The 23,271-nt window shown below is 36.2% G+C and carries 19 protein-coding genes and 1 pseudogene; 6 read left to right on the top strand and 14 right to left on the bottom strand.

All coding sequences use genetic code 11. The features are described from left to right. Positions 1-305: 305 nt before the first annotated feature. The 5 genes from AC4G3L_RS11365 to AC4G3L_RS11345 form a co-directional block, all read right to left on the bottom strand. Entirely contained in the window at positions 306-749 is a 444-nt protein-coding gene (locus AC4G3L_RS11365; RefSeq protein ID WP_491077065.1) for a GNAT family N-acetyltransferase, read from the bottom strand. Between the two features lie 568 nt (positions 750-1,317). Further along, positions 1,318-3,387: a catalase gene (locus tag AC4G3L_RS11360; protein ID WP_491077064.1), complete on the bottom strand. Its 2,070-nt coding sequence runs from the start codon at positions 3,385-3,387 to the stop codon at positions 1,318-1,320. Between the two features lie 395 nt (positions 3,388-3,782). After that, a complete protein-coding gene (locus AC4G3L_RS11355) occupies positions 3,783-3,932 on the bottom strand; it encodes a YvrJ family protein (RefSeq protein WP_491077063.1) in 150 nt (49 codons plus the stop codon). A gap of 69 nt (positions 3,933-4,001) precedes the next feature. Beyond that, positions 4,002-4,220, bottom strand: coding sequence for a DUF2922 domain-containing protein (locus tag AC4G3L_RS11350; RefSeq protein WP_491077062.1), 219 nt, complete (start codon positions 4,218-4,220; stop codon positions 4,002-4,004). A 42-nt stretch (positions 4,221-4,262) separates the two neighbouring features. Continuing rightward, positions 4,263-4,475, bottom strand: a complete 213-nt coding sequence (locus tag AC4G3L_RS11345) for a DUF1659 domain-containing protein (RefSeq protein WP_491077061.1) — start codon at positions 4,473-4,475, stop codon at positions 4,263-4,265. Between the two features lie 536 nt (positions 4,476-5,011). Between AC4G3L_RS11345 and AC4G3L_RS11340 the strand changes: the two genes are divergently transcribed. Both AC4G3L_RS11340 and AC4G3L_RS11335 read left to right on the top strand, forming a co-directional pair. Then, positions 5,012-5,926, top strand: a complete 915-nt coding sequence (locus AC4G3L_RS11340; protein WP_491077060.1) for an ABC transporter ATP-binding protein — start codon at positions 5,012-5,014, stop codon at positions 5,924-5,926. Continuing rightward, positions 5,923-6,822: an ABC transporter permease gene (locus AC4G3L_RS11335; RefSeq protein ID WP_491077059.1), complete on the top strand. Its 900-nt coding sequence runs from the start codon at positions 5,923-5,925 to the stop codon at positions 6,820-6,822. The genes AC4G3L_RS11340 and AC4G3L_RS11335 overlap by 4 nt, the downstream gene beginning before the upstream one ends. 57 nt (positions 6,823-6,879) lie before the next feature. On the opposite strand, the gene AC4G3L_RS11330 is transcribed toward AC4G3L_RS11335, so the two are convergent. The 5 genes and pseudogenes from AC4G3L_RS11330 to coaA all read right to left on the bottom strand — a co-directional run bounded on the left by AC4G3L_RS11330 (position 6,880) and on the right by coaA (position 13,367). Continuing rightward, entirely contained in the window at positions 6,880-8,655 is a 1,776-nt protein-coding gene (locus tag AC4G3L_RS11330) for an ABC transporter ATP-binding protein (RefSeq protein ID WP_491077195.1), read from the bottom strand. Positions 8,656-8,690: 35 nt separating this feature from the next. Further along, complete coding sequence (locus tag AC4G3L_RS11325; RefSeq protein ID WP_491077058.1) at positions 8,691-10,427, bottom strand: ABC transporter ATP-binding protein; 1,737 nt, start codon at positions 10,425-10,427, stop codon at positions 8,691-8,693. 410 nt (positions 10,428-10,837) lie between these two features. Beyond that, entirely contained in the window at positions 10,838-11,581 is a 744-nt protein-coding gene (gene pssA / locus AC4G3L_RS11320) for a CDP-diacylglycerol--serine O-phosphatidyltransferase (protein WP_491077057.1), read from the bottom strand. A gap of 242 nt (positions 11,582-11,823) precedes the next feature. Continuing rightward, positions 11,824-12,380, bottom strand: a pseudogene (locus AC4G3L_RS11315) (maltose acetyltransferase domain-containing protein). Between the two features lie 51 nt (positions 12,381-12,431). Next, positions 12,432-13,367, bottom strand: coding sequence for a type I pantothenate kinase (gene coaA, locus AC4G3L_RS11310; RefSeq protein WP_491077056.1), 936 nt, complete (start codon positions 13,365-13,367; stop codon positions 12,432-12,434). Between the two features lie 160 nt (positions 13,368-13,527). Between coaA and AC4G3L_RS11305 the strand changes: the two genes are divergently transcribed. Then, the gene (locus AC4G3L_RS11305; protein ID WP_491077055.1) at positions 13,528-14,472 is read left to right on the top strand and encodes an ATP-grasp domain-containing protein; all 945 of its coding nucleotides are present in this window, start codon (positions 13,528-13,530) and stop codon (positions 14,470-14,472) included. Positions 14,473-14,573: 101 nt separating this feature from the next. On the opposite strand, the gene AC4G3L_RS11300 is transcribed toward AC4G3L_RS11305, so the two are convergent. Next, positions 14,574-15,020, bottom strand: a complete 447-nt coding sequence (locus AC4G3L_RS11300) for a DUF4362 domain-containing protein (RefSeq protein WP_491077054.1) — start codon at positions 15,018-15,020, stop codon at positions 14,574-14,576. Positions 15,021-15,183: 163 nt separating this feature from the next. Between AC4G3L_RS11300 and AC4G3L_RS11295 the strand changes: the two genes are divergently transcribed. After that, positions 15,184-15,441: a hypothetical protein gene (locus AC4G3L_RS11295; protein WP_491077053.1), complete on the top strand. Its 258-nt coding sequence runs from the start codon at positions 15,184-15,186 to the stop codon at positions 15,439-15,441. 454 nt (positions 15,442-15,895) lie between these two features. Here AC4G3L_RS11295 and AC4G3L_RS11290 read toward each other — a convergent pair whose 3' ends face one another. Both AC4G3L_RS11290 and AC4G3L_RS11285 read right to left on the bottom strand, forming a co-directional pair. Then, on the bottom strand, positions 15,896-17,152 hold the full coding sequence (locus tag AC4G3L_RS11290) for an ADP-ribosylglycohydrolase family protein (protein WP_491077052.1): 1,257 nt from the start codon (positions 17,150-17,152) through the stop codon (positions 15,896-15,898). A gap of 527 nt (positions 17,153-17,679) precedes the next feature. Further along, positions 17,680-18,534 carry a malate synthase gene (locus AC4G3L_RS11285; RefSeq protein WP_491077051.1) on the bottom strand — a complete coding sequence of 285 codons (855 nt, stop codon included), beginning with the start codon at positions 18,532-18,534 and terminating at the stop codon, positions 17,680-17,682. Positions 18,535-19,721: 1,187 nt separating this feature from the next. On the opposite strand from AC4G3L_RS11285, the gene AC4G3L_RS11280 reads away from it, so the two are divergent. After that, positions 19,722-20,138 (top strand): organic hydroperoxide resistance protein, encoded by a 417-nt coding sequence (locus AC4G3L_RS11280; protein WP_491077050.1) that lies wholly within the window; start codon positions 19,722-19,724, stop codon positions 20,136-20,138. Between the two features lie 444 nt (positions 20,139-20,582). Here AC4G3L_RS11280 and AC4G3L_RS11275 read toward each other — a convergent pair whose 3' ends face one another. Then, positions 20,583-22,070 (bottom strand): aldehyde dehydrogenase family protein, encoded by a 1,488-nt coding sequence (locus tag AC4G3L_RS11275; RefSeq protein ID WP_491077049.1) that lies wholly within the window; start codon positions 22,068-22,070, stop codon positions 20,583-20,585. A gap of 431 nt (positions 22,071-22,501) precedes the next feature. Between AC4G3L_RS11275 and AC4G3L_RS11270 the strand changes: the two genes are divergently transcribed. After that, positions 22,502-23,266, top strand: coding sequence for an alpha/beta fold hydrolase (locus tag AC4G3L_RS11270; protein ID WP_491077048.1), 765 nt, complete (start codon positions 22,502-22,504; stop codon positions 23,264-23,266). The last annotated feature ends 5 nt before the right edge of the window (positions 23,267-23,271 follow it).

Here is a 23,271-nt window from a genome sequence, read left to right as displayed (position 1 = left end):
AAGATATGATTATGGTTTCTATTATCCATCACCTCCAAGATTGTGATCATCCTAAAAACCTTACTATAAACTTTAACATAATTATCCAATTAATACCGGAATTCACATAGAGTATATTGCTTAACCTTTCATTTTTCACCTGCTGTTCTTATGCCGTTAACCTGCCCCTTTTCTTCAATAAGGAATTCAACACAAAAAGGCATTAAACCTTCTAAGGGTCAATGCCTCTGTTTGTTGAAGTGTAATCTTTTTCAATCTCTTCTACCTTAATATAGCTCCAATCCCTAGCTGTAATGACGATTGTGTTATCTTTGTAAAGTCATATCGACGTGAGGAATGTTATCTTCTAAATATGTTTCGGATATAGGTTGAAAACCAAAGGATGTATAGAAATTTCTTAAATAATCTTGGGCTTGAATTTTAACCTTTGTTTCTTTTAATTCATTTTGGATAAAATCTAGACCTTTCTTTAAAAGTTCCCCTGCTATTCCTTGTCCTCTGTATTCTTTCTTTACAAAGACTCTACCTATAGAAGTTTCTTGATAAGTAACACCTGCGGGTACAATTCTTAAATATGCAACGATTTCTCCATTGTCTTCTTTAAAAAGATGATATGAAAAAGGATCTTTACCATCAACTTCAAGATAAGGACAATTTTGTTCCACTACAAAAACTAAAGTTCTTTCTTTTAAAAGATTATAAAGTTCAATATTTGTTAACTCATCAAATTTTTTGAGTTTCCAACTCATAAAATTTCACCTCTTATTTTTTGTTTCAAATGCATTGAAATACATATATTAAACTTAATGTAACTTTGCCGTAGTTGCAACAAAACACCTATCTCTCTATAAAATCATCTCAATCCATTTTAGATCCTTACTCCGGTAAATGTTCCCATTATAGAACACAAGTTAAATACCACTCTTCCGCCAACCTACCGCTTTACTTCATCTAAGAAGTTAAAAAAAGGCTTTAATCATTCATGGATCAAAGTCCCTGCTAGATTTTTTTATTGTGGGACTGCTTCCTCATTAGCCTCCAATATTGTGGACTACTCGGACTAATACCTCACCTATACATTTTAATTATCGATACTAAAGCCCATTATATGGTCAGTATAAAGTCCATAGGATTCTAGTAAATGACTTTATCTCGTGATGCAAAGGGTATTATCTTTACATATCTCTTAACCGCCCATGGGAAAGAAGATTGGTCCACCAGACAAAAAACAAGAATCTATTCATATTCTTAAAAGACTAAAAGCCTCTAACCCTAATGGATAAAGAGGCTTTTATGATTAATAAATCGGAGTACTCCTTATTGAATACGATCCCAGTGGCGATGCTTGCCAACTGCTTCAATAAATTGTTCTACCCCCGTCTTGATTGGCTCATCTGATGCAGATGTGATGATGCCTGCAGCTCCATTGGATGTTCGAATAAATGGAGCAACTAAATCGGCCGCTTCTTTAGGAGCACCAATAGCTTTAAAATGGTTGAACGTATCCATGATAAATTCATTCACTTTGGTTACTTTTTTAAGTGCATCAACACTTTGTTGGCCTGATGCAAGATAAATAGCATCATATAGAACTGAATCTGTTGTTAAAAATGTCTGGTCTACCTTTAGCTCAGCTCCATTTGCACTTTTAATCTTCCCTTGGTGCTCAGAAACAATTTCTACTGTTAAGCCAGCTTCGTCCAAGGCTAATAATGCCTGTTTAAGATCTTGCCCATCAAATCCATTATGAACAAGTACAGCAATTTTTCTTGTCGCGACTCCCATTGTTGTGTTCAATTGACTGATTGCCGGTGATGAATCGGTTACTCTCGATTCTTCAACTTCACTTGAGGCCGGAACTTGAAGACCTAAGCCAATGGCAATTTGTTCAGCCAGATCATGATCCACATTGGCGAACATATTCACGACCTGTTGTTGAATATTCTCATTTAGGCATTTACCAAGCTCAAATCGGAATGCATCAATGATATGTTGTTTTTCTACAGTAGACATACTGTTCCAAAACAATTTAGCCTGGCTGTAGTGATCTTTGAAACTATCACTTCTCTTTCGGACCTTGTATCCATCTACTTTTTCCTGATAATGTTCAAATCCGCCTTCTTCAGGTGAGGCAGGTGATGGAGAATTATTGGCTAACCCATTTTTATGGTAGCTTACTTGTCCCTGATCAATTCGCATTTGATGGAATCCATCACGCTGGTGATTATTTACGGGTGAAATTGGACGATTAATCGGAATTTGCTGGAAGTTCGGGCCACCCAATCTAAGTAGTTGTGTATCTGTATAAGAGAATAAACGTCCCTGTAATAACGGATCATTGGTAAAATCAATTCCGGGAACAACATGGCCAATATGAAATGCTGCCTGTTCTGTCTCAGCAAATACATTATCCACATTTTTATTCAGCGTCATTTTACCTATTTTTTGGACTGGTATCAGTTCTTCTGGCCATAACTTAGTAGGATCCAGAATATCGAAATCAAACTCAAATTCATCTTCTTCCTTAATTACCTGAATACCGAATTCATATTCAGGATAATTCCCCATCTCAATTGCTTCATATAAATCACGGCGATGAAAATCAGGGTCTTTACCCGCAATTTTTTGAGCTTCATCCCAGACAAGAGAATGAACTCCAAGCACTGGTTTCCAGTGGAATTTAACAAAGTGCGACTCTCCTTGTTCATTTACAAGTCTAAAAGTATGCACACCAAATCCTTCCATCATTCGGTAACTTCGAGGTATTCCTCTATCAGAATTTGTCCACATCACCATATGTGCTGATTCGGGATTATTTACGACAAAATCATAAAACGTATCATGAGCTGTTGCTGCCTGTGGCATCTCATTATGCGGCTCAGGTTTAAATGAATGTACTAAATCCGGAAACTTAATCGCATCCTGGATGAAAAATACCGGTATATTATTCCCTACAAGATCAAAGTTCCCTTCATCTGTATAAAATTTTGTTGCAAACCCACGCGCATCCCTAACTGTATCAGCAGAACCCTTTGAGCCTGCTACAGTAGAAAAACGGACAAAAACAGGTGTCTTTTTAGTTGGATCCTGTAGAAAGCCTGCTTTAGTCAGCTTTGTCATTGGTTCATACACCTGGAAATAACCATGTACGCCAAATCCACGCGCATGAACAATTCTTTCTGGAATTCTCTCATGGTCAAAGTGGGTCATTTTTTCCCTAAAATGAAAATCTTCCATTAAAGTCGGACCGCGGTCACCCGCTTTTAAAGAATGCTCATCTTCTGATATACGCACCCCATGATTAGTCGTTAATTTTTTATTGCTATTATCCACTCTAAAATCTTCTAATTGTTTATCTTTCTCATTTTGATTATTGGTATTAGCCACCTATTCTACCTCATCTCTTAATCATTTGATTTGATTATTAAATATTTATCAAAATCTACCTATCTATACTCTTATAAAAATTACCACTTACGTACTCTTTTCAAACCACAACTAATAGGCAATATTCTTTAAATGTTGATTTCACGTCAAACCATAGATAATCACTTTTATAAAAAAGCATTTGGGTTGAAAAGATTTTCGTCTATTTTTAAACAAATACTGCGAAGATTGTTAATGTATATAGTGGAAATCGATTTGATGAGAAAAAGGTAATTGATTCATTTGCATGGGCCGAAGCGGAGATAAAGCGTTATTATGAAAATTCGATGAGGATAGGAGAGCTATTATACCAATTAATAAGGCTTGTCATCTTATACAACGACAAGCCTTTAAAATTATTTTTTTATTAGTTCACTAAGCATAAATGGTAATGATTGGATAGAATTGTTCAGCATTTCGAGCTTGCCTTCAATTCGATATAAAAGATATACGGTAACCACAACTGGAAAACCTACATCTTTAATTAACAAAATTAAATCCTCCACGAAATAACCCCCTCACTCTATTCTTTTTAAAAAGGCTAATCCAACTTATTTGGATTAGCCCCCTGCTTATTATACAAATGTGTAGTCTGTTTTAGCTGTTTCCACTAACTGTGCTTCTTTTTTGCTATTGTAGAAACCAGTTTTAGTTAAAAATACTTTCGATTCAATGATACGATCCATAGCCTGACTAACCGCTTCTTGATCAACTGGCATAATTGGATTACTGATTGATAGTTTGGCTGTCTTACCTTCTTCTGTCAGAAAATAAAGTTCAAGTACGTTTTCCATCTGTAAATCCTCCCTTCTATTAAATTTTCCCTGTTATTGATACTAGATTTCCCACGTGTCCAAACGCTTAACTCCAGCTACATTATGTTTTTGAAGGGATATAATCGCATCTGCACATTTTTTTAGTGCTGCACCATCCACACCATTATTAATATTGGACAGTGTTCTTTTTTGGATAATGTCTTCTCCTTTTGCATCCGTTCCAACGATAAATTCTATTTGTAGCTTTGTTAACTCTAAAAATTGATTTTCCATGTTCTCACCTCCTTTTCACCTCTTATATATAAATCCAGAGGGCAAAAAGGAGCATCTAAAAATAACTTTTTCAATAATAGTTTTGATGATGTTAACACTCATGTTTACTAACTATCTTTTTCCATGGCTCCTTATCAATAATCCCGTAGCTGATACTACGTGACCAATTCTCTGTCATAATCTACTTTCCAAAGCGTTGTGTATGCATAACCTTCTTAATAATGAGAACAGGTGTTTTTACATGATTCTCTCACTATCGTAACTTCAAACTTTTTATTTATTCCATTAAATCGACATAAAAACATATATTACCAACCCTTTTTACCCGCGATAATTCTGAATAATGATAAAATTAAGGTATAAACATGTAATTTCCATACTAATTTGCAAGATAACAAAGAGTGTTATTTCGGAGGTTACATTGCACTATTCCCATCGATTTGTTTCCCATAACTGCAGGAGTTGCAGACGAATCGTACAGTCACGTCATCCGAAGAAACCTGAATAAGAATTCAATGAAGGAGGACAGAGAAGAGATGAACAATGTAATTGAAATAAATCAATTGTGTAAATACTTCGGTAAGGTTAAAGCAGTACAGAATTTGAGCTTTCGTGTAAGAGAAGGGGAATTGTTCGCCTTTTTAGGACTCAATGGCGCTGGCAAAAGTACAACCATTTCTATTATATGCGGACAGCTTGAAAAAGACGCAGGCAAAGTGATAATCGATGGGGCTGATTTGGATCGAAATGTTGACAAAATTAAAAAAGATATAGGTGTAGTCTTCCAAAATTCCGTATTAGATAAGGACTTGTCGGTTAAAGATAACCTAGAAAGCCGTGCGGCACTATACGGTATTACCGGCAATACATTTAAAACTCGACTTTCTGAGCTGTCCAACCTTCTTGACTTTAGCGAACTTCTAAAACGTCCCGTCGGCAAACTCTCCGGCGGACAGCGGCGACGAATTGACATTGCTCGTGCACTGCTCCATAAACCTAAGATTCTCATTCTTGACGAACCAACCACTGGCCTTGATCCCCAGACGAGAAAGATCCTTTGGAATGTCATGACCAAACTGCGACAAGAACAGAATATGACGATTTTTCTTACTACACATTATATGGAAGAAGCAGCAGATGCCGATTATGTTATTATTCTCGACAATGGGGTGATTACCGCTGAAGGGACACCACATCAACTTAAAAATACATATACTCGAGATTATATTACCCTCTATGGGTTGAACGAGCAGCAGATAAAAATTTTAAATAAACCCTATGAGTCTATAAAAGATGCTTTTCGCATCGACATACCTAATACAACTGTCGCAACTGAACTTATCCTTAAACACCCTGAAATATTCACTGATTATGAGATTACCAAAGGCAAGATGGATGATGTTTTCCTTGCCGTAACAGGCAAAACATTACTTGGAGGTGGAGAAAAATGACTGCCTTGAACGCTCTTGTAAAACGTAATAGCAAAATATTTTTCAAGGATAAAGGGATGTTCTTTACGTCACTCATCACACCAATAATCCTGTTAGTGCTTTATATGACCTTCCTTGCAAATGTCTATCATGACAGTTTCCTATCGGCAATCCCTAAAGGTTTTAAAGTGTCTGATGATTTACTAAACGGATTGGTGGGCGGTCAGCTTTTTTCTTCCCTCTTAGCAGTATCCTGCGTAACCGTAGCTTTCTGTTCGAATATGTTGATGGTGCAGGATAAAGTGACAGGGGCAAGAAATGATTTAACCATTACACCGGTAAAACCGTCCAAATTAGCAATAGGGTACTATATTTCCACCGCACTAACTACACTTTTAATATCTCTTGTTGCTATGTGTGCCTGCTTTCTCTATCTATCCTGGGTAGGATGGTATTTATCGGTATCAGATGTCCTATTTATTTTTCTGGATATCTTTCTGCTTGTGATATTTGGTACTGCCCTTTCTTCCATTATCAATTTCTTTTTGTCCTCTCAAGGACAAATGTCTGCGGTTGGAACCATCATTAGTGCAGGTTACGGCTTCATCTGTGGAGCATATATGCCTATTTCTCAGTTCAGCGACGGTCTGCAAAAGGTCATTTCCTTTTTGCCAGGCACATATGGCACCTCACTTCTACGTAACCATTCCCTCGATGGTGTGTTTCGGGAGATGGAATCTCAAGGCTTCCCTGCGGAAGTCGTGGAGGCATTCAAAGATACGGTTGACTGTAATTTATACTTCTTCGGAGATAAAGTGGAGCTTTTAACTATGTACTTCATTCTTATCGGAAGTACTGCTGTGCTGATTGTCATTTATATCCTGATGAATATGCGAATAAGACGAAAAAGAAAATAGCTGACAAAAAAGGAGAGCAACAGCAATGAAATCCGTTGCTCTCCTTTTAAATTGTATTTAAGTCGTGAATTGGCTCTCATATAGCCCGTAATAAAAACCTTTATTACGAATAAGCTCTTGATGATTCCCGTGTTCAACTATTAATCCATCATTTATCACATATATACAATCAGCATTCTCTATTGTTTTCAATCGGTGGGCAATCACAAATGTAGTCCGGCCTTTAGTTAAGTTTTTCAACCCATTTTGGATGGCTATTTCTGTCCGTGTATCTATACTTGAAGTAGCTTCATCCAATATTAAAATATCTGAATCTGCTAAAACTACCCTCGCAATTGAGATTAGCTGTCTTTGTCCCTGACTTAAATTGATTCCACCCGAAGTAATAACTGTCTGGTATTGATTTGGTAAATGTTTAATAAACTGATGGGCAGCTGCGATCTTTGCAGCTCGAATAACTTCTTCATCCGTAGCATCCAGCTTCCCATAACGGATATTCTCCATGATTGTCCCAGAAAACAAATACGTCTCCTGAAGGACAATTCCTATCCTTTTTCTTAAATCTTCTATTAAATAATCTTCTATTAGTCTCCCGTCAATTCGAATTTCACCGCTTAATCGATCATAGAACCTGGATAATAGATTAATAATAGTCGTTTTTCCTGAACCGGTTGGACCTACCAAAGCAATTGTTTGCCCTCTTTTTGCTTCCATCGATATGCCCTTAATGATTTCCTTCTCTTTTTCATATCCAAATCGAACATCTTTAAATTGGATGTATCCTTTAATAGAAGTGGCAGGCAAAGCCCCGTGATTATTCTGTAAATCAGGTATTTCATCCATAATTTCAAATACACGTTCTGCCCCAGCAATAGCAGATTGTATCGTATTCATTAAATTGGATAATTGATTAATCGGCCTGAAAAACAATCTTGAATATGTGACAAAAGCAGCGATTACACCGATTGTTGTTAGTTCATGAACTGATAATATGGCCCCGGTTCCAATAATCAAACTGAGACCCAGATTATTGATAAAATTATTGACCGGACCCAGGAATCCACCATATGTATCAGCAAGTATGGCTGATTCACGCAACTCTTCATTGATCTTTTTAAACTCTTTGATGGTCTCCTGTTCCTGTCCGAAGAGAGTAACGACTTCTTTACCACCAATTACTTCTTCCACATAACCATTCAGATTACCTAAGTTTCTCTGCCTCTTGGCGTAATTACTACTGCTTACCTGGATGATTTTTTTAGATGTCAGGATCATAATCGGAATCACAAGAAATGAGACAATTGCCAGCATCCAGTTTAAGGTAAACATAGCAATAGAAACCCCAATTATAGTCAGTAACGAAGATAAAATCTGGACTACACTTTGGCTTAATGCACTATTTAAATTGTCAATATCATTTGTTACCCTGCTCATTAAATCACCTGACGACCGTTTATCAAAGAATCGCAGGCTAAGTGTATGTAATGTAGAGAATAACTCCTCGCGAATGGTACGAATTGTTTTTAAGGAAATATGAATCATCAAGTTTTGCTGCAGCCAAGTGATGACAGCACCTGCTATATAGATACCCGCTAACAGCACAGCCATTCGAATGGAACCATCAACATCTTTAACAAGTACATATTCATCAATTGTGATACCGATATAATAGGGACCCAGTAAACTGAGTACTGTCGAAAAGAGTACGCAAACGATGGTTGCAAGCAGGCTGAATTTTCTCCTTTTTAGGTAGGACCATATTCTAAGGATCGTTTCGTTTTGATGTGTTGCTTTGCTTTTAGGTCCAAAAGAATGTATGTGACCTGGTCTCATATTCAGTTGTTTCTGATTTTTAGTATGCTGGCTCATCAATAGCTCACCTCCTGCTCACCCTGTATGCCACATAATTCACGATAAAGTTCGTTGGTATGGTACAGCTCATTATGGCTGCCAAGCCCCGTCACTTTTCCATCTTCCAAAACCAAAATTTGATCTGCGTATTTTATAGACGAAAGCTTAGAAGAAATAATGATTTTTGTTGAATCAGGATACTCATTCAGTAGTACTTTTCGTATACGGCTTTCCGATATCGCATCCACCGCTGAAGTAGAATCATCCAATATCATGATTGATGGCTTTCGAATGAATGCACGTGCCAGTGAAAGTCTCTGCCTTTGACCTCCCGATAAATTAGTTGCTCCTTGCATGAGCTCATATGCAAATTCTGGATCCAACTGATTTACAAACTGAAGAGCCTCAGCATTTCTTAAAGCTTCTATCATGTCTTCCATCGTTGCATCCGGTTTACCATGGCTTAAATTACGTTTAATCGTACCGGAAAATAACAATGCTTTTTGAGGAACAAATCCGATCGATTGACGTAACTTCTCTATATCCATCTGTTTTATATTTATTCCATTCATTAGGATTTCGCCTTCATCTACGTCATAAAGTCTTGGCAATAATTTAACTAACGTAGTCTTTCCGCTTCCCGTGCCTCCAATTATTCCAAGAGTTTGCCCGCTTGACACATGAAAGGATACATTAGAAAGTACCCTCTCCCCATTTTTACTGTAACTAAAGCTCACATTTTTAAACTCCAGAGTTCCTTTTTCCAGTATGGGAACAAGCGGATGTTCAGATTGTTTAATGTCTTGTTCTGTATTTAATACATCTACAATTCGCCCAGCCGATGGAAATGCTCGTGTAATTTGCATGAGAACATTACTGCTGGTCATTAGGGAGTTCATAATGATCGTTAAATAATTAATAAACGCTACGATTACTCCCACATTCAAGCTCCCATTATCGACCTTAATGGCACCCATCCAGATGGCAGCTACAATTCCCATATTAACGATAAACAACAAAATCGGCATTAAACCCATAATGAGTTGGTCAGCGCGGATATTCACTGCCGTTAACTCTTTATTTACTTTTTGAAATTGCTTCATTTCATGATCCTGTGTTCCGAATGCTTTGATCACGCGAATTCCTGCTAGGTTTTCCTGCAATTTAGTATTGACTCGGTCTATTGCTTTCTGTACGAAATGGAAGAGTTTCCCTGCCTTTACTGTAAATAAAACGATCAAAATGGTCAGTAGAGGCACAACCAACAATAGAATGGGAAATAACTCTCTTGCTGTGAAAAATACAATAATAATACTGCCAAAAAACATGATAGGGCCACGTACAAAGATTCGTAATGTCATCATAACCGCTTGTTGTACAGCGGTAATATCGTTTGTCATAATCGTGATCAGTTTACCAGTACCGAATTTATCCGTGTTTTCACCGGAAAAGTAATTAATTTGTTCAAAGACATCCCTGCGGAGATCAGTTGAAAAATGAATAGCTGACCGTGTACTGAAAATCGTACTGCCCATTCCCCCAAACAGGCCTATAATCGCAGAAAGCAGCATAAGTATGCTCATGCTTACTACATATCGGCTATCACTGGTAGCTATTCCTTTATCAATAATGGTTTGCATGATGGTCGGCTGAAGCAAATCCATGGTTACTTCCACAACCATACATAGGGGGCCAAGCCATACAATTAATTTGTATGGTTTCAAGTAATTCACTAATGCTAAAAATGAATTCATTCAAATACCTACCTTCACTTTTGCTGTCAAACATTCGGTATCTTTCTATATCGTGCAATAGATAGAATGTTTAATAGGATATCTTTGGTTTATGCTTTCTTAATTCTTTCTAATTTTGCAAGATTCAATCTATTGATTTTGAAGTTTAACCTTATTTAAAAATCACCCTTCTTACCTCACGCTATTTAGCCATAAATAAACACCCCAAAAGTCAGAATTTAAATCCGACATTTGGAGTGCATAAACCGCAGATGGTGGCAGTCCTTTTAAAACATTAGTCTGAAAGCTGGCCACTTTTTACTTTAATACGAAACAGATGTCCATTTTATCATCTAACCAGCTAAAAACACTTGGGATCCTGCAAATGAAAATCCAAATGTACAAACGATAGCAGTTTTGAATTGCGATCCTTATTTTTTCAATTTCTTAATTTTCTTTTTTCTAACTCGAATCGTTCTTGTTTTTTTGATGCGAAATTTAGGTGTTTTCCCTTTAATATATCTCGCAACGATAAAGAAAATATAAATAGCAATAGCTACATAGAAAAATTCAGGAACACTCTTAAATCCTGATTTCGCAATAAGGTAAAACATATACAATAGGAATAAAGTTATAATGACCGTATAATAGTTAAGTTTCACTTTTTTGAAGCTCGGAATTTTAATCGTACTGACCATCAAGATCGCCAAACCAAAGAAAATAATAATAAAAATGCTGACATGAATCCAGTTCTCCAATAACACTAAAAATGCAACAAGTCCCCCGGCAAATGTAATAGGGATTCCTTTAAAATGCTTTAATGATTCCTCAGCAGGCGTAATATTAAATCTCGCAAGTCGATAGCATCCAAAAAGAGGGAATAATCCAGCAATCAATAGTCCATATGGATCAAAATCGATTAAATATGTATAAGAAGCCAAAAAGGCTGGAGCCACCCCAAAGGATACAATATCAGCCAATGAATCGAGCTGCTTGCCCATATCATCAGCTACCCCTAAAATTCTTGCCATTCTCCCATCCAGCGCATCAAGCATCAACGCAATAAAAATGAGTATCGTCGCATTTCGTACATCGCCGCTGATTATATAAGAAATGGAAAGATAACCACAATATAAGTTTCCTAAAGTCATGAGATTTGGTATTTGTTTCTTCATTCTTCACATCCTCAATTTGTATATGTACTTTATTTAAATCTTTTCCTTTTAGAACAATGGTTACTTTATCTTAAACTATTATTTAAATTTTATCAAAAGCATCCAGTAAATGTGAACTCTTCTTCTAAAATCCACAAAATTATTCTACCTATTCTTGTTCTTCATCTTATTTATGTGTAGGTGTAGTCTCACTTTAAAGAGTAAGGCAGGATTCACCCAACTTTTTCAGTATGCAGAATTACTTACACATATGGCGCAAAATCGGATTTTTCAACTATTTGTTTAATTATTAGGACTGGGTTACCACCTACCGCTGCATGATCAGGGAAATCTTTCGTAACTACAGCCCCAGAAGCAAAATGTTATTACTAATTGTCACACCTGGATTAATAAAACCGCTCGTCCACCAATACATACAATGTCACCTATTGTAACCGGTTGCCCATATTCTATGCCAGGTATCCATTCACTGTGCATTGAGTGGATGCGTGGCAGTATAAATATACACACCTGGCCAAGCATACAATTTTGACACCAGACTTTACAAATATTTGAAATAATACAATCAAAATGAGCATAATATTTTCACCCACATGAATATTGTAACCATAATCACATCGAATAGTCGGTTCTATCTACCATTTTCACCTGTGGAACCAAGCTTTTTTTTAATAAAGCGTTTCGCTCAGCATAATCCATTTCTATTGTCTGGCTATATAATCTTGTAAGCTTTCTTGCTCGAAGACGGTCATTTAGAAGCTCCTCGTCTTCCTAGTCTATATAATTCTCCATTAATCATTTTTTCTTTTCAGTTGCCATTATTCATTCCACTCATATGGAAATATTTGTTTTATATTTTCCTCAACTTTACCGAGGAAATAGAGTGATCAGAATCCTTCTCCAGAATAATATTCGCTCTATTTTTTGTCGGAGCTATATTTAAATCTAGATTGATTTTATTTATTGTATTCCAAATATTTGTTGCAATATGGTCTGCTTCTTCATCCGTTAAATCAGTATAGCGGTGAAAATATGATTCTGGTTTGGCAAATGCTGTTTTACGCAACGTTTTAAAACGTTCAACATACCAATTAAAAATATCATTTTCCTTGGCATCGACATAAATCGAAATGTCAAAAAAATCAGATACGTAAACACTCGGATTGTGATCGTCTTGTTTAGGCGTCTGCAGGACGTTAATTCCTTCTACAATCACAATATCGGGCTGCTTAATAACTGTGTATTGGTTTGGCAAGATATCATAGTACAAATGAGAATAAATTGGTGCTTTCACTTTTGGATGGCCCGCTTTAATTCTGGATAAAACCTTAATGAGCTCCTTCGTATTATAACTTTCAGGAAATCCTTTTTTATCCATTATCCCTTTTTCCTCGAGCACAGCATTGGGATAAAGAAAGCCATCTGTTGTAATGAGCTCCACCTGTGGAGTATTAGGCCAACGGGACAGTAGAGCCTGAATAATTCGGGCAGTTGTACTTTTCCCTACAGCTACACTGCCTGCCACTCCGATTACATAAGGCACTTTTCTTGTCGTATTTCCAAAGAAAGTGTCTGTGACAGTGTGCAGCATTTGTGATGAATTAACATATAAATTCAATAAACGGGTTAACGGTAAATAAATCGTTGTAATTTCCTCGACAGAAAGTTTTTCATTAACACCCTGTAGTTCTTCTATTTCTGACTGAGTTAATGTCATTGGTGTATTAAATCGCAAGTTAGACCAGTCTTTTTTTGAAAAATATCTGTATGGCGAAAAATTTGGCATGTTATCTCCCTTTTAAATTCTTTCTCACTCAACAGTATAAACTTTGCCAAAACGTTTTTCCACTGCAACAATTATTTTTCTGAATTTCAAGAATTGACCATTTTCCAAGCGGAATGGTATGATTTACATAAAATAACGAAAATCAGAAGGTGATTCTATAATGGCGCACATACATATAATTCACGAAAATGATGATTGGACAAATCATTTAATCAACAGATTGGAAGAGTTAAATCTCCCATATAAAAATTGGCATTTAGCAGAAGGCATTGTCAATTTGACAGAAACACCTCCTGAAGGAATTTTTTACAATCGTATGAGCGCTTCTTCTCATACAAGAGGTCACCGTTACGCTCCAGAACTGGCAAGTGGCGTAATCAACTGGCTGGAACGTCATCCTCGAAAAGTATTTAATGGCTCAAAAGCGTTAGGAATGGAAGTCAGCAAAATTAATCAATATACGTCCCTTCAAGCGGCCGGTATTAAAACACCTGCCACGATTGCAGCTGTCGGTCGGGAACATATCATTGAGGCCGCTAAAAAATTAGGAAAAACACCTTTTATTACTAAACATAACCGAGCTGGCAAAGGTCTTGGTGTACAGTTATTCCAATCTGTAGAGGCTCTCGAGGAATATGTAAACAGCCCTATTTTTGAAGAGCCTGTCGACGGGATTACCCTCATACAGGAATATATCCTATCCCCGGATTCTTCTATAACAAGATGCGAGTTTATCGGAGGGAAATTTCTATACGCTGTCCGTGTAGATACATCAAAAGGTTTCGAATTGTGTCCGGCCGATGCATGTCAAATAGAGGACTTATTTTGCCCAGTCGGAGAACAAGCAGAGACTAGGCCACAATTTGAAATTATCAAAGAATTTAATGAACCGATCATTTCAGAATACGAAAAATTTCTGGCATCAGTAAGTATTGACATCGCCGGAATTGAATTTATCCGTGATCAAGATGGAACAATTTATACGTATGATATCAATACAAATACCAATTACAATTCCGATGCGGAAATAGAAGCTAACCAATATGGGATGCTGGAGCTGGCCAAATTTTTGGGGGCGGAATTAAGAAAAGAGTTCGGTTCTTAAACAACTATTAATATAGGATAAATATAGGGATTCCCTAATGGTCTCCTGACAAAAAAGAGCTGCACCTGCAATTATTCACTATTTCAAGGTGCAGTCTCAGTTTATGGAATCTTCACATTTTCTTCCTCAATACGCATTAGGCTTTTATCATATTCCGCACAACCTGTTAAAATAAATTCTATGTATCCTACCTCATCTTCCTTCTCAATTATTTCCGTGCATACATCTTTCTCTATCCCTTTATTGTTATCTCCTGCGTAATCATCATGCGTATTATCATGCGTATATTGAATAACCTTTCCATCATATTTTAAATCTACGAATATAGGGTCACCTTCGTGAGTATAGCCAGTTATTCTTATTGTGTCCCCTTTATTTTTGGATAGATTCTGTAAAAAATCATCGAATCTTTCGAAATTCTCCACCTCTGATTGGATAACAATATCCCCTCTAGTCATTGCTTCATCAGATGAATAGCTTTCATTTGAACAACCAATAATCACCATAATAAATGAAACACTCATGACTGCCAAAAGATAGTTATTCACTCTTTTCCCTCCCAGCAAAATTAAAATATTTATGGTGAAATTTCATCATTACACTAGCCAAAACAGGAGAACCATTCCTCAGGGATCACAACTACCCGTAGAATTTGTTTATTCTTCGAACACCCCTTATAATAATTTGATAATCTAAGAAGGAGTCTGAATCATGATTGAATTTTACAGCTGGCCCTTATTAAGTAATCACTTAATACAGGAATACAATTTCCAGGAACACGGACTTGAAGAAGCATTCAGCACGTTTGAACGTAAAGTAATCCTAAAACACGGGCTGACAAATAGGGCCAATCCTACTATCCATCCCTTTAATTGGTTAACAGAAGATGGAATCGATATGACACTTAACTTTGCTTTTATATTTGATGAAGAAGAAGAGGAAAAAAAGTATGCCATTGTTATGTCTTAATAAAAAGAAAGATAGCAAGCTCATTAGTTAATGTTATTGAAATTATATCCTCCTGATTTCAATACCGGCATTCGTCACCGGTTATGAATAAGAATTCGACTCACTTGTTACCTGTTCAACAGAATTTAGAGGAGATCTTGGTGATTTAGAAGACAATATAACGGTAGATAAAATATAAAAAGAACAAAAAGATAGGAGGTGTCAATAAAAAGAGCAGCATATCTGTTTTATGGTCTGATAGGAATGCTACTCTATTAAGATTCTCCTATTGTATGTGTATACATGAATATCTAATCCACTACCTCTTCAAACGAGGGTCTCTCCTCTTTTTCTGCTAATTGAATCATAAATACTTTGACCTTCATCATCCCCCGCTATCAAATCTTTTCTATCACAGAAAACTGTTGCAATGATGAATGACGTCCTTTTGTGTATCATTTAGAAATAGAATACCTTACTCTTTATTTTTATCAATAGTCTCAAGCCTCTTTAACCAATTTACAATAAAACCATCCTCAAAGAAGCGTAGCAATGTGCCTTCATAGAAACGATCTGCTCGTATGGTACCCATAATTAGTGCAAGGATACATTGGGAATCTAGAGAAGCCAGGTCAGCATTACGCATAGAATCACCATCCCATGCGAGACCATTTTTCTCCAAAATAGACCTGTACTCAGTTAATTCGTATTCAGGATGGCTTTCGGAGAACTGATAGAACTCCTGAATAAATGAATGTACGAGCTCATTGAACAGAACATATGGCATATAAAATGTGTTTTCCTGTGTGCCATCGTTCTCCTTATTAATAAACCATTCACCAAACGAATCAGCATCACATAATTTCCCGATGTATTTCGTCAGCACTTTAAACTTACCAGGAGCGTATGCACTTTTTATAAAAGTGGACCATTCATCATAAATGGCCAGCAGTTCACTATCTAAATAAGATAACGCCTTTTCTCTAAGAGCTTCAGGAACTCCATAATACGCTTCTGCAATAGAACCAGTAATGGCTGCAATTGTATCACTATCACCCCCGATTGAGATGGCGGTACGAATAGCATCTTCAAAAGAAGAAGATTCTAAAAAGGCTGCTATAGCTTGCGGTACAGTACCTTGGCATGTCTCATTAAAGTGGTATGTACCTTTAATTTCATCGATTGTGAAATCTATTGGATAGTAATATTCGTTAATCTTGTTTTGTATATCATTTTTGGTAAATCCACGTCTCGCCATAAATATAGCAACAGCGGTAGCCTCTGCCCCTTTTATTCCCTCTACATGATTATGTGTTGTCCCGGTAATAATTTCAGATAGCTCCCTTGCTTCGCTCTCCGTCCTTGCTAAAAAACCTACAGGACTTATTCGCATCGCTGCCCCGTTTCCAAAACTGTTATAAGGTTCGGGATTCTCCTTGAATATCCATTTAAAAAACATCCCGCCAAATCCACAATTTGGATATTTACGTCCCATGTCTTGCATATAGGTAGTGGACAATCTCTCCAGCAAATCTTTACAATCATACATACTTCCATGAACAGAAGGTTGAATGACCTTCTCTGTCTCCATAAGGGCCTTAGCAATCGCAAGGGTCATAATACTGTCGTCCGTAACTCGGCAATCTTCAGTAAAGAACTCAAATTCCTTACTATGATGATTATTAAATTCAAAACGAGATCCAACAATGTCACCTATAACGGCACCAATCATTAGTCATCCCTCTTTCTGCATTATTCGATACATCCACTATTTCAAGGTAAAATAGGAAAGGAAATTAGGTCAAATAAACAGATTAGCTACTCTATTATAAAACTACTTTTATCCATCCAAATAAGGCTTTATTAGGTTCATGAGTATAGTAAATAAGCTGATCCAATTTCTTTGAAAGTATCGATACAGCAGTACTTACTCTCCCTATAGAATTGATTATACTTACGTCTTTATCACCATTTTAATATAATGCTTAATTAATTATATAAACCAAAAAAATTAGTTTATTCTTTTACTTTGTTTGTCACCTGAATTTTTTATCGGTATACAAAAATGCCCAAATCTCTGTTCTAGATTAGGGCACTTTTATTCAAACTATACCTTTTTAAAACTGTACCACGCACTACACATGTGTGGAGTGGATATAATAACGCACGTAATGCTGGCGGGTTTAATTATCTTAGATTGTTTTATCTTAATGAAACAGATTCCGTTTTTTTAGTCTTTAACTAAACTTGGACTACTATCTAAGTACGCATTATTGCGCCATTAGGCTTTGGTAACTCTTGTTCTGTTATCTTATTCATTTTACAAAAATATTCAAAAAATTGTTGTGCCAGCTCTCGTTCATTTGGGTCTGTTTTTAAAGAAATGATATCAAGCAAAATTTGAGCCATCCATGCATTGTCAAAATAACGGTATTTACCTGTATTCCATGTCACTTTTTCCGGGGATTTTTCATTCACATAATATTCCCAGAAAAGCAATTGATCTGATTCCTGTTCTGTTAGTTGAAGTCGGTATTTTGAATGAGCAGGAATATATCCATCTTCACAAAGCTTACCGATAAATTTTTCATGTACCATATAGACACCTATGATACGTCTGTCTTTTTCAGACATGCTGGAATCTCTTGCTGTTAAAAGGACAGCACTATTTCGTTGCAAGCGAATCGGCTTGTTTGGCTTCCCCTTGTTTGTACCACTTTTTATAACGCCTGAAAACACCTTCCACTCTGATAAGGCACTGCTCTGTTCTTCTGTATCACACCAAAATACCATTTGTGATTCAGGATGTAGTTTATGATGTTTCATAAGTTTTTCATGTTCTAAGTTAAGTTCCTGTTTTTTACGTTGCAGTTTTTTTTCTTCTTCTTTTGTCGATTCTTCCTCTAATCGTTCATTTTCCTTAATTTGCAATATTTCTTCAAGTGAATTAGCATCACTCTCATCATGTAGTTTTAAGTGCTTTCCAAAACCATCAGGGAAAACAAACATTTTGTTTTCTGATTCGAAATGTATTTCAACAGTAGATTCATTATGCTTAACTATCGTACCTTCACCAAAACGTTCGTGTGTAACTTTCTTATTGATTAAATCCATTATTCAAGTCCTCCTTGTAATAAAAACTCGGTTACTAATAAATAGGATACTGATCATTTTATTCAACTAACTTACTTTAAAGCTTACAAAACTGTTTGAGTCAAAAAAGGATAAAAAATGTATCTAACTTCCATTTCCCATAAAGTCCGGTATAAATTTAAATACGAATTAAAAAAGCAATTAATAATATAATTATAACATTTTTCTCATAAATTCACAAATTTATTATTGACAAAATATTTTACACTGATGTAGAATGAAGTTTTATTCTTCCACCCTACTCATCATAACTATGAAATAAAGACATCCCAGAAGTAACGAAACTTTTGGAATGCTTCTAAAAATAATCACTTGACTCCCGGTTACAGACATAGGATTGCTTCCAATATCACTTATAAATCAAACATGAAAATTGATAAATTCATAGAACAGATTAAATGATAGTATCTTAAATATAATAACCTTCTGATCAGCTTCTTTTGAGTAAAGAAAGCTGTTTTGTTTATCCTTTTCTAAAACGAATAGTTTTTGCTACACATTCAACTATTTCCGGGAATATAGGACGATTTAAATTTTATTAATCGTGTCCCTAAATCAGAATATTCCCACTATAATTAAGCTTAAACCCCTCAATCTCCACTTAATCTGTCCTTTCATTAAAAAAACAGGACTTAATTCATGTACAGTGATTGTCTCGCTTTCTATTATATTAGGGATCCTACCAAGACTAGTGAGTTGATTATATGAAATAATATGTAGACCAAGCTCCTCTTTAAATTCCCTGACTCCATCAGGAACCGACTCATAAGAAATAAATATGCCCTGCGGCTGTGACGCCGTACAAATAAACAATGTGATTTTCAAATGACTTCTGAGCTGGATATAGATATATTTATGGTTCTCTACCCACCTTCATAACATTGAAATAGTAATGAGTACCCCTTTTTATGAACTGCCTCGAGCGTAGCTACCTCAACCGATTAACCTGACTCATCTTAAAATAGTTAGTATTTATGTCTCCATGTCCACACTCACTGTTCCCCATATAATCCACACTTATTTTTATTTCTATAATAGAGATAATAGGGAATGCCTATATATTTTTTAATCATGTTTTCTTTCACCGCTGTTTAATAAAACAGAAACAGGGAAAAGTGCTATATATCATTTAATAAGGAGTGGATAGGATGGAACCATTATATACAGCAGCAGTCACAGCTACCGGCGGCCGCGAAGGACATGTAAAATCCGAAGAAGGAATTATTAATTTAGATGTGAGACAACCAAAAGCAATGGGAGGAAGCGGAGAACAGGCTGCAAACCCGGAATTACTATTTGCAGCAGGCTATGCAGCTTGCTTTGACGGTGCATTAAACCTTGTATTGCGTAAAGATCGAAAAAAAGTGGACACAACCGTGACATCAAATGTAACGATTGGCAAGGATGAAGAAGACGGCGGATTTAAACTGGCTGTTCGTTTAGATGTCTCTATCCCTGAATTAGATAAGGAAGAGGCTAAACAATATGCAGAAAAGGCGCACCAAGTTTGCCCTTACTCAAAGGCAACACGTGGGAATATAGATGTAACGATTATTATCGTCTGATCTGACTGTACCTGATTACTTTTAAAGCATATTGCTACTGAGTACAGTTTTAAAAATAATAACGCTCTAAATGAGGAGCAAAATAATATAGACAAAAAAAGAAACTCGTCCATGCTGACGAGTTTCTTTTTTGGTTACAAACATAATTATTCAGGTACTGCTGACAAAGTTAATTGGATTTAGAGAGAAATGATTTAGTCCTGATCAGCAGGATTATTGCACCTATACCAAATTATGCAAGGACAGGTTAATTTAAATGACCTATCAGAAATTCAAACTGATCATTCTCTAAAGAAAAGCTAACCGTTAGTTAAATGACTCCATAAAAATCAGATACTACTCTGACTTTCACGGGGCTTTTTGACCAGAAAAAGTCAAAGAAACAGTGTGGTTACCATCCTAACCACACTGCCCAAACTCAAAGTCTATTACACTCACTCATCCTTAGTCCATATTAATCCAGACACTCTTCACTTCTGTGTAATTTTCTAAAGCATAGCTCCCCATTTCACGACCGATACCGGATTGTTTATATCCTCCGAATGGGGAAGCCGCATCGAATGTGTTATACGTATTCACCCATACAGTCCCTGCTTGTAATTTATGAGCAATCTCGTGGGCTTTTTTCAAATCCTGCGTCCAAACTCCGGCAGCCAATCCATAGTGGCTGTCATTTGCTTTTTGGACGAGATCATCGATATCATCAAATGGCATGGCCGCTACAACAGGCCCAAATATTTCTTCCTTCGCGATGGTCATACTATGATTTACATCAGCAAATATAGTCGGCGATATAAAATATCCTTTATCGAAAGGAATATCGCCCCCAAATAATACTTCTGCCCCCTCTTCAACACCTTTGTCGATATATCCTTTAACTCGGGATTGCTGTTGAGAGGAAATAAGCGGTCCCATCGTTGTATCTTCTTCTAAGCCATTCCCCTGTTTAATATCCTTGGCACAGGATATTAAATCAGCGACGACATTATCATACATTTTCTTTTGAACATATAAACGGCTTCCTGCACAACAAACTTGTCCTTGATTGAACATGATTCCCATTAGCGCACCTGGAACTGCCTTCGATAAATCTGCATCTGGAAGGATGATATTCGGTGATTTGCCACCAAGTTCCAATGTTACGCGTTTTAGTGTGTCAGCAGCTGATTTCATAATTTGCTTCCCTACTTTTGTAGATCCTGTAAAAGCGATTTTATCGACCATTGGATGATCAACCAATGGTTGTCCGGCCGTTTGACCATAGCCTGGTACAATATTGACAACTCCATCCGGAAATCCGGCTTCACTAATGAGTTCTGCCAAATATAAGGCAGAAAGTGGCGTATTTTCTGCTGGTTTTAATACAACTGTACATCCGGTAGCCAGTGCTGCTCCAAGTTTCCAGGCAGCCATTAATAATGGGAAATTCCATGGGATAATCTGCCCTACCACTCCCACTGGTTCATGTTTAGTATAGTTAAAAAAGTTACCGGCAACAGGAATGGTTTGTCCTGTAATTTTAGTCGACCAACCTGCAAAATAACGGAAATGTTCAATAGCTAACGGAATATCTGCATTGGATGTTTCACGGAATGGCTTCCCGTTATCCAATGTTTCCAGCTGAGCCAATTCCAGCTTGTTTTCCTCCATTAAGTCTGCCAATTTATATATTAAACGACTGCGTTCTGCAGCATTCATCGTTCTCCATGGGCCAAGATCAAATGCTTTTCGTGCCCCTTTGACTGCTAAATCAATGTCTTCAGTCTGAGCTTCTGAAATCACAGCCAAAACTTCGCCTGTAGCTGGATTCATCGTTTCAAACGTTTTGCCGGAAACTGAATCTACAAATTGACCATTTACATATAACTGTTTTGTGCCTTTTAAAAAATTTGCTAGTTTCGGACTAACATTGGGACTTAAGGTAGTAGTCATTAAATTTCCTCCATTTATATTTTCATTTTGTGAACGCTTTCAGTATATTCCATTTATTTACCATTTTCAATTAATTGTCAGTGATAGTACGAATGAATCGTTCGTTCCTTTTTGACATTAATTAAATCTACACACCACTATTTGTTGAATAATAGCAAAGCTTGTCCTATATTATTTTTAAACTACTTTGCCTTCTAAATGGTCTTATTTCTATCCATCGTTTTCCGGTTTCCTTTTATTTGGATATTTGTTACTATTTTTATGAAAAAGTACTGTTATGCCTATTAATTAAAAAGCAATATTTGTTTTTCAGTAGACTAGCTCAGAGAATATTTTTATATTTTTTTCAAATATTTATATACTCGTATATTTTTTGACATGTTTACTCCTTTTTAGGGGAATACAACTTTAGAGGAATGAGGAGTGTGGCGATGTTATTCTATAGAGAGTATAAAAATGAATCCTCCACTAAGTGGGTAGTATGTATTCACGGCATAGGAGGAAGTTCTACTATATTTGCGAACCAGATTAAAGTATTAAAAAAGCACTTTAATCTGCTGTTAATTGATTTAAGAGGACATGGGAAGACAAGAATAAGTAAAACAGATAAGAAATATAACTTTGAATTACTTTGCGATGATATTATCAAGGTTCTTGACTATAATAATATAAAAAAGGCAACGTTTATAGGCGTATCAATGGGTACTTTATTGATTAAAAAAATGTATAAAATAGCACCGGAGAGGATAGAAAAAGCAATCCTGGCCGGAGCTATAACCACATACAACAAACGAATAAAGTTCTGGTTAAAAATTGGTTTACTCATTAAAAATTTCGTTCCATATATGTGGTTATATTCTTTTTTCGCTTGGGTGCTAATGCCGAATAAAAATCATAAGTATTCCAGAAGCATGTTTATCAGGGAAGCAAAGAAAATGAATCAAAAGGAATTCCTCAGATGGTTTGACTTAGTCGATCAGATAGAAGAAATACATGTTGATATAGTAAAAGAACCTGTAAATATACCAACTCTATATGTAATGGGTAAAGAAGATTATATGTTTCTAGATACAGTCAAAAATGACATTAAAAATGAAAATCATTCGAAATTAAAGGTAATCGAAAATTGCGGCCATGTATGTAATGTGGATCAGCACGCAAAATTCAATCAAATAGCATTAGATTTTCTAAGATGAATGAA

It is taken from the genome of Bacillus sp. z33, from assembly GCF_058313615.1.
This window is presented reverse-complemented; position numbering and strand designations above follow the sequence as displayed.

Excerpts from the sequence above, each read along its gene's own strand:
- AC4G3L_RS11365 (WP_491077065.1), bottom strand. The coding sequence starts at position 749 with ATGAGTTGGAAACTCAAAAAATTTGATGAGTTAACAAATATTGAACTT.
- AC4G3L_RS11350 (WP_491077062.1), bottom strand. The coding sequence starts at position 4,220 with ATGGAAAACGTACTTGAACTTTATTTTCTGACAGAAGAAGGTAAGACA.
- AC4G3L_RS11345 (WP_491077061.1), bottom strand. The coding sequence starts at position 4,475 with ATGGAAAATCAATTTTTAGAGTTAACAAAGCTACAAATAGAATTTATC.
- AC4G3L_RS11340 (WP_491077060.1), top strand. The coding sequence starts at position 5,012 with ATGAACAATGTAATTGAAATAAATCAATTGTGTAAATACTTCGGTAAG.
- AC4G3L_RS11335 (WP_491077059.1), top strand. The coding sequence starts at position 5,923 with ATGACTGCCTTGAACGCTCTTGTAAAACGTAATAGCAAAATATTTTTC.
- AC4G3L_RS11330 (WP_491077195.1), bottom strand. The coding sequence starts at position 8,655 with ATGAGACCAGGTCACATACATTCTTTTGGACCTAAAAGCAAAGCAACA.
- AC4G3L_RS11325 (WP_491077058.1), bottom strand. The coding sequence starts at position 10,427 with ATGAATTCATTTTTAGCATTAGTGAATTACTTGAAACCATACAAATTA.
- pssA (WP_491077057.1), bottom strand. The coding sequence starts at position 11,581 with ATGAAGAAACAAATACCAAATCTCATGACTTTAGGAAACTTATATTGT.
- coaA (WP_491077056.1), bottom strand. The coding sequence starts at position 13,367 with ATGCCAAATTTTTCGCCATACAGATATTTTTCAAAAAAAGACTGGTCT.
- AC4G3L_RS11305 (WP_491077055.1), top strand. The coding sequence starts at position 13,528 with ATGGCGCACATACATATAATTCACGAAAATGATGATTGGACAAATCAT.
- AC4G3L_RS11295 (WP_491077053.1), top strand. The coding sequence starts at position 15,184 with ATGATTGAATTTTACAGCTGGCCCTTATTAAGTAATCACTTAATACAG.
- AC4G3L_RS11290 (WP_491077052.1), bottom strand. The coding sequence starts at position 17,152 with ATGATTGGTGCCGTTATAGGTGACATTGTTGGATCTCGTTTTGAATTT.
- AC4G3L_RS11285 (WP_491077051.1), bottom strand. The coding sequence starts at position 18,534 with ATGGATTTAATCAATAAGAAAGTTACACACGAACGTTTTGGTGAAGGT.
- AC4G3L_RS11280 (WP_491077050.1), top strand. The coding sequence starts at position 19,722 with ATGGAACCATTATATACAGCAGCAGTCACAGCTACCGGCGGCCGCGAA.
- AC4G3L_RS11275 (WP_491077049.1), bottom strand. The coding sequence starts at position 22,070 with ATGACTACTACCTTAAGTCCCAATGTTAGTCCGAAACTAGCAAATTTT.
- AC4G3L_RS11270 (WP_491077048.1), top strand. The coding sequence starts at position 22,502 with ATGTTATTCTATAGAGAGTATAAAAATGAATCCTCCACTAAGTGGGTA.